The sequence below is a fragment of the Streptomyces sp. NPDC002386 genome (genome assembly GCF_053593175.1).
On record NZ_JBSFBX010000001.1, the window covers coordinates 755,537 to 769,703 of the forward strand.

13 protein-coding genes are annotated in these 14,167 nt (G+C 72.0%); 8 read left to right on the top strand and 5 right to left on the bottom strand.

The features are described 5' to 3' along the window. Nucleotides 1-104 precede the first annotated feature (104 nt). Both ACWCPN_RS03375 and ACWCPN_RS03380 read right to left on the bottom strand, forming a co-directional pair. Nucleotides 105-983 carry a hypothetical protein gene (locus ACWCPN_RS03375; RefSeq protein ID WP_451202117.1) on the bottom strand — a complete coding sequence of 293 codons (879 nt, stop codon included), beginning with the start codon at nt 981-983 and terminating at the stop codon, nt 105-107. Between the two features lie 337 nt (nt 984-1,320). Then, on the bottom strand, nt 1,321-2,517 hold the full coding sequence (locus ACWCPN_RS03380) for an ROK family transcriptional regulator (protein WP_451202118.1): 1,197 nt from the start codon (nt 2,515-2,517) through the stop codon (nt 1,321-1,323). A gap of 56 nt (nt 2,518-2,573) precedes the next feature. On the opposite strand from ACWCPN_RS03380, the gene ACWCPN_RS03385 reads away from it, so the two are divergent. The 3 genes from ACWCPN_RS03385 (at nt 2,574) to ACWCPN_RS03395 (ending at nt 5,124) form a co-directional block, all read left to right on the top strand. Next, nucleotides 2,574-3,647, top strand: coding sequence for a Gfo/Idh/MocA family protein (locus tag ACWCPN_RS03385; protein WP_451202119.1), 1,074 nt, complete (start codon nt 2,574-2,576; stop codon nt 3,645-3,647). After that, the gene (locus ACWCPN_RS03390; RefSeq protein WP_451202120.1) at nt 3,647-4,147 is read left to right on the top strand and encodes a heme-degrading domain-containing protein; all 501 of its coding nucleotides are present in this window, start codon (nt 3,647-3,649) and stop codon (nt 4,145-4,147) included. The genes ACWCPN_RS03385 and ACWCPN_RS03390 overlap by 1 nt, the downstream gene beginning before the upstream one ends. A gap of 92 nt (nt 4,148-4,239) precedes the next feature. Continuing rightward, a complete protein-coding gene (locus ACWCPN_RS03395) occupies nt 4,240-5,124 on the top strand; it encodes an LLM class F420-dependent oxidoreductase (protein ID WP_451202121.1) in 885 nt (294 codons plus the stop codon). Nucleotides 5,125-5,431: 307 nt separating this feature from the next. Here ACWCPN_RS03395 and ACWCPN_RS03400 read toward each other — a convergent pair whose 3' ends face one another. From ACWCPN_RS03400 to ACWCPN_RS03410, 3 genes are all read right to left on the bottom strand, one after another. Next, the gene (locus ACWCPN_RS03400; protein WP_392291776.1) at nt 5,432-6,289 is read right to left on the bottom strand and encodes a fumarylacetoacetate hydrolase family protein; all 858 of its coding nucleotides are present in this window, start codon (nt 6,287-6,289) and stop codon (nt 5,432-5,434) included. Between the two features lie 142 nt (nt 6,290-6,431). Beyond that, the gene (locus ACWCPN_RS03405; protein WP_451202123.1) at nt 6,432-7,148 is read right to left on the bottom strand and encodes a YidC/Oxa1 family membrane protein insertase; all 717 of its coding nucleotides are present in this window, start codon (nt 7,146-7,148) and stop codon (nt 6,432-6,434) included. 129 nt (nt 7,149-7,277) lie between these two features. Further along, entirely contained in the window at nt 7,278-7,616 is a 339-nt protein-coding gene (locus ACWCPN_RS03410) for a DUF6412 domain-containing protein (RefSeq protein ID WP_365126943.1), read from the bottom strand. A gap of 288 nt (nt 7,617-7,904) precedes the next feature. Here ACWCPN_RS03410 and ACWCPN_RS03415 point away from each other — a divergent pair, with 288 nt between their 5' ends. The 5 genes from ACWCPN_RS03415 to ACWCPN_RS03435 all read left to right on the top strand — a co-directional run bounded on the left by ACWCPN_RS03415 (nt 7,905) and on the right by ACWCPN_RS03435 (nt 14,074). Beyond that, nucleotides 7,905-8,519 (top strand): DUF1326 domain-containing protein, encoded by a 615-nt coding sequence (locus ACWCPN_RS03415; protein ID WP_451202125.1) that lies wholly within the window; start codon nt 7,905-7,907, stop codon nt 8,517-8,519. Continuing rightward, a complete protein-coding gene (locus ACWCPN_RS03420; protein WP_451202126.1) occupies nt 8,516-9,274 on the top strand; it encodes a DUF2182 domain-containing protein in 759 nt (252 codons plus the stop codon). Before ACWCPN_RS03415 ends, ACWCPN_RS03420 begins: the two co-directional genes overlap by 4 nt. A 68-nt stretch (nt 9,275-9,342) precedes the next feature. Then, nucleotides 9,343-10,374, top strand: a complete 1,032-nt coding sequence (locus tag ACWCPN_RS03425) for an SEC-C domain-containing protein (protein ID WP_451202128.1) — start codon at nt 9,343-9,345, stop codon at nt 10,372-10,374. A gap of 43 nt (nt 10,375-10,417) precedes the next feature. Then, on the top strand, nt 10,418-10,861 hold the full coding sequence (locus ACWCPN_RS03430) for a hypothetical protein (protein WP_451202129.1): 444 nt from the start codon (nt 10,418-10,420) through the stop codon (nt 10,859-10,861). Between the two features lie 66 nt (nt 10,862-10,927). After that, nucleotides 10,928-14,074, top strand: coding sequence for a DUF3427 domain-containing protein (locus ACWCPN_RS03435; RefSeq protein ID WP_451202285.1), 3,147 nt, complete (start codon nt 10,928-10,930; stop codon nt 14,072-14,074). Nucleotides 14,075-14,167 lie beyond the last annotated feature (93 nt).

Here is a 14,167-nt window from a genome sequence, read left to right on the forward strand (position 1 = left end):
GGCGCCGGAACCACGGCGTACCGACGCCACCAGCCTAATCAGGTGGCCGGGATCTTGACCCTGGCAGGTCGCAGGTCAGTGGAGCGGGCGGGCGGAGCCCTCCCTCAGCGGCGCCGGCGGGCCACCAGGAAGGCCGCGCCGCCCACCACGAGGAGCGCGGTGACGGCCGCGAGCAGCCCGTGGGCGAGCCCGATCCCGGTCCGCGCGAGCTCCCGGGCCCGCTCTCCGGCCTGCTGCGCGGCCTCGGTGAAGGGCAGCGCGCTGGTACCCGGATCGGCGCCGCTGACCGTCGGCCGGGGCTCGGTCCCGGTGTCCGTGGAGCTGACCGGGGTCGCCGCCGCCTCCGGGCTGGCGCTGCCGTCCGGGCTCGCCGTACCCCCCGGACTGGCACTGCTGTCCGGACCGGCGCTCGCGTCACCGTCTCCCGGCGTCGGAGTCCCGCTCCCCTCCTGCTGCTCCTCGTCCTGCTGCCGCCCGTCCGCCCCGCCGGCGACGGAGAAGCGGTAGGCGTTGGACTCACCGACCCAGTCGCCGTCCTCGCCCCGGCGCTGGACGACGGCGGCGTTCGCGGTGACCTGGTCGGACACGGCGTCGGAGGTGAGGGAGAGCCTGAGCTTGACGGTGACGGTCCTGCCGGGCGGCACGGTGAACCCGTCGAACCCCTCCGCGTCCAGCACGCCGACCAGCTCCTGGGCGTCGGTGCTCTCGAAGGCGACCGGCAGGGCGCGGGTGCCGTCGTAGAACTCCAGCTTGGGCTGGGACGGCTTCAGGGCGCGCTTGTCGTCGACGAGCACGACGACCGGATGGAGGTCGGTACAGGTCCGGCCGGTGGAGTTGGTGAGGTCGAGGTACCAGGTGCCGAATCCACCGCCCGCCTCGTAGGCGCCGGGCCCGCCGTGGATGCGGGTGGCCAGCGGAAAGGCGCGGTCGCCGGACGCCGCACACGTCGCGTCCGCCTGGGCAGCGGCCGACGGAACCGGCACGGACACGGCGCCTGCGGCAAGACCCAGGGACAGGGACACGCACGCACACAGTCGCATGAACACATGACCATCCCGGAAGCCCCCACCAAACCCGCCCCGCCACTCCGCACCCCCGTCCGATCCCCACCACCTTTCACCCGGCTGCGGGCATGCGTGCCGCCCGGGGCGGCACGGGTGGGCGCAGCGGCACCCCGCGAGCGCGGGCGAGTACACCCCCGGGGCCCGCACCGGCACCGAGCACCCAGCAGAGCGCGGGCGATCGGAACACCTCCGGAGCCGGCACCGACCGACACCGCCCACCCACAGCACCGCCGACCGCAACGCCCCCCGGCGCCTCCTAAGCCGCCGCCCGCCCGAAAACCGGCGCCAGCAACAACTGCGCGGCCCCCTCGGCGACGACCCGCTCCCCACCGACGACCCGCACCGGCACACACCCCTCGGCCACCCCCTCCCGCCGAGCCCGAGCTGCCAGCACCTCAGCGACCCCCTCCACGAACACCTCCGGCGCCCCCGCCACCGTCCGCCCCCCGAGCAGCACGAGATCGATGTCGAGCAGCCCGACCAGATTCCCCGCCCCCACCCCCAGCACCCGCGCGGCCTCCCGCACCTCACCCCGCGCCACGGCCCCCAGGCACAGCGCCTCCACGCACCCCCGGTCCCCGCACTCGCACGCGGGCCCGTCGAGCTGGACGACCTGGTGCCCGAACTCCCCCGCCCCGGTCCGCGCCCCCCGGTGCACGTCCCCGCCGATCACCAGCCCCGCTCCCAGCCCCGTGCCGAGGTGCAGATACGCGAACGACCCGTCCGCGCCCCCCACACGACCGGCCCCCGCACCACCGCACACCCCCACCGACAGGCCCAGCGCCGCCGCGTTCGTGTCCTTGTCCACCACCACCGGCACCCCCAGCCGCTCCACCAGCGCGTCCCGCAGCGGGAACCCGTCCCACTCCGGAAACCCGGTGACCCGGTGCAGCACCCCCCGCGCGTGATCGAGCGGCCCGGGCAGCGCCACGCCCACCCCGAGCAGCGAGCCGGCACCGTCGAGTCCCGCGGGCGGGCCCGTGGAGCCGCCGTGACCTCCCAGCACCTCCCCGACCAGCTCCGACACCTCGCCCGCGACCACCCCCAGCACCGCCTGTGCCCCGCCTCCGAGGTCCAGCGCGGCGCACCGCTCGCCCACGACGGCCCCGTCGAGGTCCACCAGCACCGCCCGCAGCTCGTCCCGGTCCAGGTGCACCCCCACCGCGTGGCCCGCATCCGGCACCAGCCGCAGCACGGTGCGCGGCTTGCCCCCGGTGGACGCCCTGCGTCCGGCCTCCGCCGCGAACCCCGTCTCCCTCAGCCGCGCGGTGATCTTGCTGACGGCCTGCGGGGTCAGCCCGGTCCGCTCGGCCAGCTCCAGCCTGCTGATCCCCGCCGTCCCGGCACCGCGCAGCAGATCCAGCACCAGCGCGGTGTTGTGCGACCGCACGGCGAACAGATTCGCTCCGACCGGTCCGCTCTTCGTCCTGCTCACGCTGTTCACGCCACCCATTCCCCCATTGTCCTCTCCGCTTGCACTTTGGCAACAGCGTTGCGAAAGTAGAGGGCATGACTGGTACCCCCCTCCGCGTCGGCCTGATCGGCTACGGCCTCGCAGGCTCCGTCTTCCACGCCCCGCTCATCGCGGCCACCGAGGGCCTCACCCTGGACACGGTGGTCACCTCGAACCCGGAGCGGCAGGAGCAGGCCCGCGCCGAGTTCCCGGACGTCCGTGTCGCCGGCACCCCCGAGGAGCTGTTCGGCCGCGCCGGCGAGCTGGACCTGATCGTCATCGCCTCCCCGAACAGGACGCACGTCCCGCTCGCCACGGCCGCCCTGAAGGCAGGCCTGCCGGTGGTCGTGGACAAGCCGGTCGCGGGCACGGCGGCCGAGGCGCGGGAGCTGGCCGCCCTCGCCGAGGAGCGCGGCCTGCTGCTGTCGGTCTTCCAGAACCGCCGCTGGGACAACGACTTCCTGACCCTGCGGGACCTGCTGGAGAAGGGCGAACTGGGCGACGTCTGGCGCTTCGAGTCCCGCTTCGAGCGCTGGCGCCCGCGTCCGAAGGGCGGCTGGCGCGAGTCCGGCGACCCGGCGGAGATCGGCGGTCTGCTCTACGACCTCGGCAGCCATGTCGTCGACCAGGCCCTGGTCCTCTTCGGCCCGGTCACCGAGGTGTACGCCGAGACGGACATCCGCCGTCCGGGCGCGGAGACCGACGACGACACCTTCATCGCGCTCACCCACGCGAACGGTGTCCGCTCCCACCTCCACGTCTCCGCGACCACGGCCCAGCTCGGCCCGCGCTTCCGGGTGCTGGGCTCACAGGCCGGTTTCGTCAAGTACGGCCTGGACCCGCAGGAGGCGGCCCTGCGCGCGGACGAGCGCCCCGGCACGGGCGCCGACTGGGGTACGGAGCCCGAGTCCCTGTGGGGGCGGCTCGGTGCCGGAGAGTCCCCGGTGACCGGCGGCGGCCGCCCCGTACCGACCCTCGCCGGCGACTACCCCGCCTACTACGCGGCCGTGGCCGCGGCCCTGAACGGCGCGGGATCCAACCCGGTGCCCGCCGTCGAGGCGGCCGCCGCCCTCGACGTACTGGAGGCGGCCCGCCGGTCCGCCCGCGACAAGGTGACGGTGACCCTCTGATGCACCACCCCAAGATCACCCCGAAGTTCGCCCCCGAGGTCACCCCGAGTGTGGAGGAGCTGGAGGCGCAGGAACGCCGCCTGGTCTTCCGGCAGTTCACCCACGACGACGCGTGGGCGCTCGGCTCGCTCCTGGTCGAGCTGGCCCGGGAACGCCAGGCCCCGGTCGCGATCGACATCCACCGCGCCGGCCAGCAGCTCTTCCACGCGGCCCTGCCCGGCTCCACGCCCGACAACGACGCCTGGATCCTCCGCAAGCGCCGGGTGGTGGAGCGCTACGGCGCCTCCTCGTACCTGGTCGGCGCCCGCTTCCGGGCCAAGGGCACCACGTTCGAGGAGTCCTCCCGCCTGGACGCCGACACCTACGCCGCGCACGGCGGCGCCTTCCCGGTCAACGTCGAGAACGTGGGCGTCGTCGGCACGGTGACGGTCTCCGGCCTGCCACAGCTCCAGGACCACCGGTTCGTCGTGGAGGCGCTGGAGCGGTTCCTCGGCCAGTAGCCCGCCGGCGGGATTACCGCGCCGCTCCCTCCGGTTGGGACCGACGTGCACGATGATCACGGCACGCCACCCGTCCGGAGGGAAGTGACCCGATGAGCGAGTCGACGAACGACGCGAGCACCGCCAGGAAGACCGTCGGCCGGTACGGCGTCTGGAGCGTGGGCCTGCGCTCGGAGGACCCGTCCCGGCACGGCGAGATCGCCGAGGCCGCCGCGGAACTGGAGCGACTCGGTTACGGCGCGGCCTGGCTGGGCGGCAGCAGCGCGCCCCGGCACGCCCTCCCGCTCCTTGCAGCGACGTCCCGGCTGGCCGTCGGCACGAGCATCCAGAGCATCTGGCAGTACGAGGCCGAGGAGAGCGCGGCCGCCTTCGCCGAGGTGGAGTCCGCCCATCCCGGCCGCTTCCTGCTCGGCCTCGGCGTGAGCCACGCCAAGCTCGCGGAGCAGTACCGGCGCCCGTACTCCGCGCTCGTCGCCTACCTGGACGGGCTGGACAAGGCCGGTGTCCCGGCCGGGCGCCGGGTACTGGCGGCCCTGGGCCCGAAGACCCTGGAGCTGTCCCGCGACCGGGCGGCGGGCTCGGTCCCCTATCTCGTCACCCCCGAGCACACGGCGCGGGCCCGCGAGATCCTGGGCGAAGAGCCGCTGCTGGCACCGGAGTTCAAGGTCATCCTGGAGACGGACTCGGCCACGGCCCGCACTCTGGCCCGCGAGAACCTCGCGATGTACCTGACCCTGCCCAACTACACCAACAGCTTCCAGCGCCTGGGCTTCACCGAGGACGACCTGACGGCCGGCGGCAGCGACCGCCTGGTCGACGCCCTCTACGCCTGGGGCCCCGAGGACCGCATCCGCGCCCGGATCAACGCCTTCCACGAGGCGGGCGCCGACCACGTGGCGCTCCAGATCATCGACGGCGACGACCGAAACACCCTCCCCCGCCAGGCCTGGCGCCACCTGTCCGACCTACTCCGCTGACCCCAGCACCCCCCAAGGGGCGCGGAGAAACCCCCATAGGGGCGCGGGGAACTGCGCGACAAGCCACAACCCACCCGCGCCCGGAACCCCACCCGAACACCCCCACAGGGGCGCGGGGAACTGCGCGACAAGCCACGACCGATCCGCACCCAACCCCCAACCTCAACACCCGAAAGGGGCGCGGGGAACTGCGCGATCAACCCCAAACGACCCGCACCCAACCCCCGAGCCTCAACACCCAGGGGCGCGGGGAACTGCGCAACAAGCCACAACCCACCCGCACCCAAGACCCAACCCAGCGGAGCGCCTACGCGTCCTTCAGTTCCTGCCGCTGCCGCCCCAGCCCCTCGACCTCCAGCTCCACCACGTCCCCGGCCCGCAGGAACGGCTTCGGGTCGGGCTGCCCCAGGGCGACCCCCGCCGGGGTACCGGTGTTGATGACGTCGCCGGGGTACAGCGTCATGAACCGGCTGACGTACCGCACCACTTCCCCCACCGGAAAGATCTGCTCGGCCGTGGTGCCGTCCTGCTTCAGCTCCCCGTTGACCCACAGCCTCAGCGCGAGCGCCTGCGGGTCCGGGACCTCGTCCGCCGTCACCAGCCAGGGGCCCAGCGGGTTGAACGTCTCGCAGTTCTTCCCCTTGTCCCAGGTTCCGCCCCGCTCGATCTGGAACTCCCGCTCGGACACGTCGTGCGCCACCGCGTACCCGGCGACATGCGCGAGCCCTTCCTCGGCCGACTCCAGGTAGCGGGCCGTACGTCCGACGACGACGGCCAGTTCCACCTCCCAGTCGGTCTTGCCGGAGCCGCGCGGCACCAGCACGGTGTCGTTCGGCCCGACGACCGTGTCCGGCGCCTTGAAGAAGATCACGGGCTCGCCGGGCGGCTCCGCGCCGGTCTCCCGGGCGTGGTCGTGGTAGTTGAGCCCGATGCACACGATCTTGCCGATCCGGCCCAGGGGAGGTCCGATCCGCAGCCCCGCCGCGTCCAGCGCGGGCAGCTCACCGGCCTCGGCCGCCGCCCGGACGCGGCCGAGCGCGCCGTCGTCGGCGAGCAGCGCGCCGTCGATGTCGTCCACGATCCCCGACAGGTCGCGCAGGGTTCCCTGGGCGTCGAGCAGCGCCGGGCGCTCCGCTCCGGCAGTACCGACTCGCAGCAGCTTCATGGTCACAATCTCCCTCGATCGCGGGCGCCCGGCGGATGGGTGCAGCCATCGCAGGACTGGTCGATCCTCCAAGTCGCCTGTCCACTCCACAAGACCCTGTTCAGGTACTGGACCGTAACCCCGCCGTCCACAACGCCCCGGCTCACCGGTACAGCGCGGCCCGTTCCAGCGCGCTCCAGGTCGTGCTGGTGACGACGTAGAGCGCGGCCGCGAGCGGTACGACCGCCACGGTGACGAGCGTGAAGAAGGACATGAACGGCATCACCTTGCCGACCGCCGCGAGCCCCGGCACCTGCCCGCCGTCCCCGGCGGCCGCCGCGACCGGGTTCTTCGCCGCCATCAGCTTGGTGAGCCGGTAGTTGAAGGCTGCGACGGCCGCGACGAGGGCGAAGAGAGCGAGGTAGACGAGCCCGGCCGCCCCGAACACCCCGCCATCGGCGAGGGTGTCGGCCCAGCGGCCACCGAGCGGTGCGGCGAGCAGCGAGTGGGTCAGCAGTTCGTTGCTCGCGCCGCCGATCGTGGTGTTCGAGAACAGGTGGTAGAGGAGGAAGAAGGCGGGGAGCTGGAGCAGGCTGGGCAGGCAGCCGGAGAGCGGCGAGACCTTCTCCTCGGCGTGCAGCTCCAGCACCGCCTTCTGCAGCCGCCGGGGATCCTCGGCGTGCTTCTCGCGCAGCTCGGCGATGCGCGGCTGGAGTTCGGCGCGGGCCCGCTGGCCACGGGCGGTGGCCCGGGACAGGGGGTGTACGAGAAGCCGTACCAGAGCGGTGAACAGGATGATCGCGGCGGCCGCGGCGGAGGCGTGGAAGAGCGGCTGGAGCAGGTCGGCGAGCTGCTCGACGAGACGGGCGAAGACGGACATGGGTGGACCCTTCGGGACGGGATGCGTCGGTGCCGGTGTGACCGGAGAGGACAGGGCGGCATGACGACCCGCGCGAGGGCACCGGTGGGGACCGGCGGTCTCGTCGGTGAAGGTGAGTGAAGGGGTGCCCTACGCGCGGATCGTCGCGAGGGCGTGTCCCGGTGCCCGGGGCCGGCGGCGTCCCGCCGCGTCCGGGTCGCTCTGGGGCAGGAAGGCCGTACGGCGGGCCCGGTCGCGTATCGCGGTGCGGACCCCGTGGGGCGGGACGGCGGGCGCGCAGCGGCCGGCGAGCAGCGAGCAGGCGACCAGCGCGGACCCGGCGGCGGCCGTCGCGGCGAGGGCGACGGCGGCGGACAGACTGCCGGTGTCGAGGAGTGCGGCCTGGAGCACGAGCAGGTGCACGAGCGTCAGCAGGAGAACGGCAGGCGCGAGAGGACGCGCGACGCGGCTGCGGCTGTCCCTGGTCACGGCACCCCCCTGTCCCCTCTGCCGGAACCGGCTTCCGGCCCCTGTTCATCACAACGCCCGCACTCCCCACAATGGTTCCGCGTTCCGCGTGCCGTGTTCTCCGTCCCATGCTCGGCCCGTTGGCACGGCCCCCGGGCCGACGGCGGACCTGCGGGGCGGGGACTCCCGGGAATAGCCTGGGAGGGGAGCGGCGCCGCGACCGTACGGGCCCTCCGGCGCGTTCCACGGGTGACGTGGAACCCAGGGGGACGCATAACCGCGGGGGACGTGACGAGGGAGGCGTGAGCCATGCCCTGGAATCTGAACGGCACGTACCTGGAGAGCTGCAACTGCGACGTGGTGTGCCCCTGTACCACCTCGGGCCTCACCGCACCGGCCGACCACGAGCGCTGCCAGGTGACCTTCGCCTTCCACGTGGACAGCGGGAACGTGGACGGCGTCGACGTCGCCGGCCGCAACGTCGCCGTCTTCATCGACGCGCCCCGGGTCATGGCCGACGGCGGCTGGCAGGTGGCGCTGTACCTCGACGCCTCGGCCGACGACGGCCAGGCGGAGGCGCTGGGCAAGGTCTTCTCCGGCCACGCCGGGGGGCCGATGGCGGCGCTCACCCCGCTCATCGGCGAGGTCCTCGGCATGGAGCGCTTCCCCATCGACTACCGCGACGACGGCCGCCGCCACTCGGCGCGGGTGGGTGACGCCATCGACATCGAGATCGAGGACCAGGTCGCACCGCAGTTCGGCGAGGACGGTCCGGTCATGGGCCTCACCGGCATGTTCCACCCGGTGAACAGCACGCTGACCATCGCCAGGTCCAGCCGCGCGACGGGCACCGGCGTCCACGGCCGGTCCTGGGACTTCTCCGGCGGCAACGCCCACTCGGCGCCCTTCACGTGGTCCGCGTGACCGGTCGGCCGGTCGCCGTCGGCCGCACGGCGGCCCCCTCCGCGCTGCTGCTGGTCCCGGCGGCCGCCGCCTGGGTCTGGCTGGTGACGCGCTGGGGCGGCACGCCGGCGATGCCCGGAACCATGGGTCTGGGCCTGCCCGCCTTCCTGGCCGTGTGGACGCTGATGATGGCGGCCATGATGCTGCCAGCGACGGCGCCCGTCGCCGGGCTGTACGCCCGCACCATCACCGTCCACCGGACGCCGCGCATGGCCGTCTTCACCGTCGCCTACCTGCTGGTCTGGGCCGCGGCCGGGCTGCCCGCCTACGGCCTCGCCGCCGCCCTGGGCCGGGTGACGAGCCTGCCCGCCGTGACGGGGACCGCGGTGGCCGCGGCCGTCTTCGCGGTGAACGGCGTCTACCAGCTCACACCCCTCAAGGACCGCTGCCTGGCGAGGTGCCGCTCGCCGGTCGGGATGATCATGCGCTACGCCTCGTACCCGGCGCCCTCGCGCGATCTGCGCGCCGGACTCCACCACGGGGCCTTCTGCCTGGGGTGCTGCTGGTCGCTGATGGTGGTGCTGGCGGCCTTCGGCGTGATGAACCTGTGGGCCATGGTGGTCCTGGCCGCCGTGATCTCCGTCGAGAAGCTGGCCCCGGCCGGCCACCTGGTGGCCCGCGCCGTGGGCGTCGCCTCACTCGCGCTGGCCGTCGCCGTCTTCTGGGTTCCGTCGCTGGCCCCGGCCCTCACCGGGGGCGGCATGACCGGAATGTGAGGACGAGGGACGGCGCCGGGTGACCACGTACTCCACCTGTGTCACCGGTCGGCAGTACGGTGTCACCCATGCGCCCCGACACGCCTGCCGAGAACGTCGACCACACCGCCGAAGCGGCACGCCTGGAGCGGACCGCCGGCCTGTACCCGGAGGACACCGAGGCCCTGCTCCTGCGCGCCGCGGCCCATCTGGAACTGTCCGGCGACCGCCCCGCCGCGACGACGCTCTACGACCGTCTGCTGTCCTCCGCCGACGGCCTGGAGAACCCCCACCTCGTCCGCGCCCTGAAGGCCTCGAACCTGTGGGAGTACGACCACGAGGCGGAGGCCAGGGCGATCATCGACGGCATCCGCGCGTCCGCGCCCCGCGACCCGGCCCCCTGGGTGATCGTCGCCGAGTCCCTGGAGTCGCACGACGAGCTGGAGGCGGCGGAGCAGACCTTCACGCAGGCGGCGTCCCTCCTCCTCCCGGACGGCGCGGAGCCCCCGTACGGCACGCACCCCCTGCTCTACGGCCGCCACCGCGTCCGCCGCATGCTGGGCCTGCCCCACGACGACTGGGACACCCTCGCGGACGGCCTGCACGCCTCCCCGGTCCCGCTGGACGAACTCCACGACCCGAAGCGGGTCTGGTCCCTGGGCTCGGACAACCCGGCGGAGCTGGCCGCGGAGATCTCCCGTCTCAACGCCGAACTGGGCGCCTACCGCGAGGCCCTGTCCCGCCCGTTCCCGGTGGCGGTCCTGCACTGGCCGGCCCCCGAGCTGACGGAACTGCTGTCGGCCTACGCCGACCTGGCGGCGGAGTACCCCTCCCACGACGCCCACCTGGCGACCATAGAGGCCTCCCTCCGCGAACTGGCCTCCTCGGGCACGCCCAACCTGGGCATCGTCACCGGCACGGTCCCGTCCTACGAGGCCTTCGCCGCCTCTGAGGGCTCGAGCCCGTCCGACGCGACCCTCCTGCCCCAGTACGCCACGACCCTCGCGGCGCGCGGCCGCGCGGTGGCCTGGCCCCCGCAGCGGACCGCGCACTGCTGGTGCGGCTCGGGGCATGCGTACGGGGAGTGCCACGGAACGCCGGACCCCGCGGTAGCCGTCTAGAAGGTCGGCCTGTCGGAACGAGACGGAGGGGGCGGACCCGGCCATGCCCCAACCCTGGCTGACCCTCTCCCTCCTCCTCGCCGCCTTCTGGACGTTCGTCGGCGCCCACGGCACCCGCGCCGCCCTGCGCGCCCGCCGATCCCTGGACCGGCTCGGCGTGCGGGGCGTCCGGACGCGGGGCGAGGTGGCCAACTCCCCCCGCCGGGTAGGCACGTCCTACCACCCGCCTCAGGTCCGCTACCAGGCCCCACCCCCGGGCAACCCCTCGGCCCCCGCCACCCGGACCTACCGCCAGGTCCCCCTGAACCCCGACTCCCCCAACGCCCTGTACCGCGGCACGCCTGTGATCCTCCGTTACGACCCGGAGGACCCGCGGCGCACGGTGGTGGTCCGCACGGCGAAGTCGTACTCGCCTACCGCGAACCTGGTTTGGTGTGTGCTTTCCATGGTCTTCGGAGTTGCTTTAGGGGTTTTCTCCCTTTTGTAGGCGAGGACGTCTGTCAGTGCCCCCTGTTAAAACAGATGCACTTCGCAAGTGATCGAGGGGGTCGAGGTGGCGGAGCCGGGGGGACAGGTGCAGCCGGTCGCTGGCGTGTACGAACAGCTGATTACCGACGACGTGAGCGAGACGCTGGGGCAGCTAGAGGCCCTGGGGTGGAAGGCCATCGACGCGGAAGTCAGTGCGGAGTCCGCGCCGCACGTGCTTGCCCGTCATATCGGGGAGGTGGTCGCCCGCAAGCTCCATCAGCTCCCGCCGGCCCAGCAGGTTCGGTTCGCCAACCAGATCCTGACGTCCCTGAGCACCGCCATTCCTGAGCAGGGCGAACCCGAGCCGGTCAGGAAGGTCGCGGAAGGCCCACGGCAGTTGCTCGCCCTGGCCGAGCAGGAGGCACCTGGGGCGTACGCGATCCGGCCGCTCACCCCGCTCTCCGAGACGTCGCTGCTCACGAACTCGCCGGAAGACCTCAGTCTGGGCTCGGAACTGCGGGCCGAACTCGCCACGGCCGACCGCATCGATCTGCTCTGCGCCTTCGTGAAGTGGTACGGCATCCGTGTTCTCGAGGACGCTCTGCGCGCCGCCAAGGAGCGAGGCGTACCGATCCGCGTCATCACGACCACGTACATGGGCGCCACCGACCGCCACGCGCTCGACCGTCTGGTCCGCGACTTCGGTGCCACCGTCAAGGTGAACTACGAGATCCGCTCGACCCGCCTGCATGCCAAGGCGTGGCTGTTCCGGCGCAGGACGGGCTTCGACACGGCGTACGTCGGCAGCTCGAACCTCTCCCGAGCCGCACTGCTCGACGGCGTGGAGTGGAACGTCCGTCTGTCCTCGATCGCGACACCCGCGGTGCTGGACAAGTTCGAGGCGACCTTCGACGCGTACTGGAACGACACCGCCTTCGAGACGTACGACCCCGATCTGCACGCGAAGCGCCTTGACGGGGCACTGGCCCAGGCCGGCGGCGGCACGTCCGCCGCCGGCCTGAGGATCAACCTTTCCGGTCTCCAGGTGCGGCCCTTCCCACATCAGCGCGACATGCTGGAGCGGCTGCGCGTCGAACGGGAGATCCGAGGACGTCACCGCAACCTCCTGGTCGCGGCGACCGGCACCGGTAAGACCGTGATGGCAGCCCTGGACTACCGGAGCCTGTGCGGACCTTCGAAGAGCGACAGGCCGAGGCTGCTGTTCGTGGCCCACCGCAAGGAGATCCTTCGGCAGTCGCTGCGCACCTATCGCGAGGTCCTGGACGACGCCTCGTTCGGCGAACTGCTGCACGCCGGCACGGAACCCCGCGCCTGGGAGCACGTGTTCGCGAGCGTCCAGTCACTGAACGTCTCACGGCTTGAGCAACTGGCCTCCGAACACTTCGACGTCATCGTCATCGACGAGTTCCACCACGCCACCGCCGCCACGTACCGGCGGGTCATCGACCACTTCACTCCGCGGGAGCTGCTGGGCCTCACCGCGACGCCCGAGCGGATGGACGGTCGAAACGTTCAGGACCAGTTCTTCGACGGCCGGATCGCCGCCGAGATGCGACTGTGGGAGGCCCTGGAGAACGACCTGCTCTGTCCCTTCCACTACTTCGGCATTCCGGACGGTACGGATCTGACGAATCTTGGCTGGCAGAAGGGCACGTACGCCGACCGGGAACTGGGCAACCTCTACACGGGCAACGACGCCCGTGCCCGGATCGTCGTGAAGCAGATCAGGGACAAGGTCTCCCACCCGGGCGCCATGCGGGCACTGGGTTTCTGCGTCACCAAGGCCCACGCCCACTTCATGGCCGACTTCTTCCGCCGGGCCGGCTTCCGGGCCACGGCGCTCGACAGTGACTCCCCTGCCGAAGTGCGCGCCCGCGCCCTCTCCGAGCTGCGCGAGGGGAAGCTTCAGGTGATCTTCTCGGTCGATCTGTTCAACGAGGGGCTGGACATCCCCGACGTGGACACTCTGCTCCTCCTCCGCCCCACCAACAGCGCCACCGTCTTCCTCCAGCAGTTGGGACGAGGACTGCGGCGCACCGAGACGAAGCCCGTGCTCACCGTCCTCGACTTCATCGGGCAGCACCGTGCCGAGTTCCGTTTCGAGGAGCAGTTCCGGGCACTGACCAACCTCTCGCGGAACCGGCTCGTCGATCACATAGAGCACGACTTCCCGCAGTTGCCGTCCGGCTGCCAGATCATCCTGGAGGGCAAGTCCAAGGACCTCGTCCTGGACAACATCCGTACGCAGTTGGGCGCCACCGTGAAGACGCTGGTGAACGAGGTGAAGGCGTACAGCACTCGCCGTCTCGCCGACTACCTTCGCGAGAGCCGCCGGGAGGTCAAGGAGCTCTACAATAGTGACAACTCCTGGACCACCGTCCTTCGGCGAGCCGGTCTGCTCGAAGAGGGCTCGACAGCCGGGGAGGCGGCGCTGCTCAAGCGGGTCCACGCGTTCCTCCACGTCGACGACCCGGAGCGGGCAGCGGCCTATCTGCGTCTCCTCGAAGACGGCGCCCCGTCCTACGAGGAGCTGACTCCGCCTGATCAGACGTACGCCCGCATGCTGTTCTTCAACCTGTGGGACAACGCGGGCGGGTTCACCAGCTTCCATGAGGGCCTTGAGTCGCTACGCGCTCAGCGGGCGTTCCGCGACGAGTTGCGGCAGGTACTGTCGCACGTCATGGAGCAGGCGGACCACTTCCCGATCCCGCTGTCCGGACGTCTCAGCAATGTTCCGCTGAGGGTCCACAGCGCGTACAACCGCTCCGAGATCCTTGCCGCCCTCGGAGTGGCCCGCTTCGGCGGGCAGATGCCACGCTCCTTTGCCCAGGGCGTGCAGTGGGTCGAGGAACTGGAGACGGATGCCCTGCTCATCACGCTGGAGAAGAACGAGAAGGACTTCTCACCCACCGTCCGCTACAAGGACTACGCGCTGAGCCCGGCACTCTTCCACTGGGAGTCCCAGAACTCGACGGCGGAGAACAGCCGTACCGGCCTGCGTTACCGACACCACGAGCAGCGTGGCAGCCACGTCCTGCTCTTCATGCGCCGCTACAAGAGCACCGACATAGGCAAGCCCCAGCCGTGGATGCTCCTCGGCCCGGCCGCCTACGAGAGCCACACCGGCAGCAAGCCGATGGCGATCACCTGGCGCCTGGAGCACGACCTTCCGGCGGACGTCTGGACCTATTCGGCAGTGGCCGCTGGCTAGGAGCCGGCGCGGTCACATGGCAGGTGCGCGGCTGGTGACCCGGCTGAGCCGCCAACCGGTCGGGGCCGGCGACAACCCGCCGACCCCGACCCC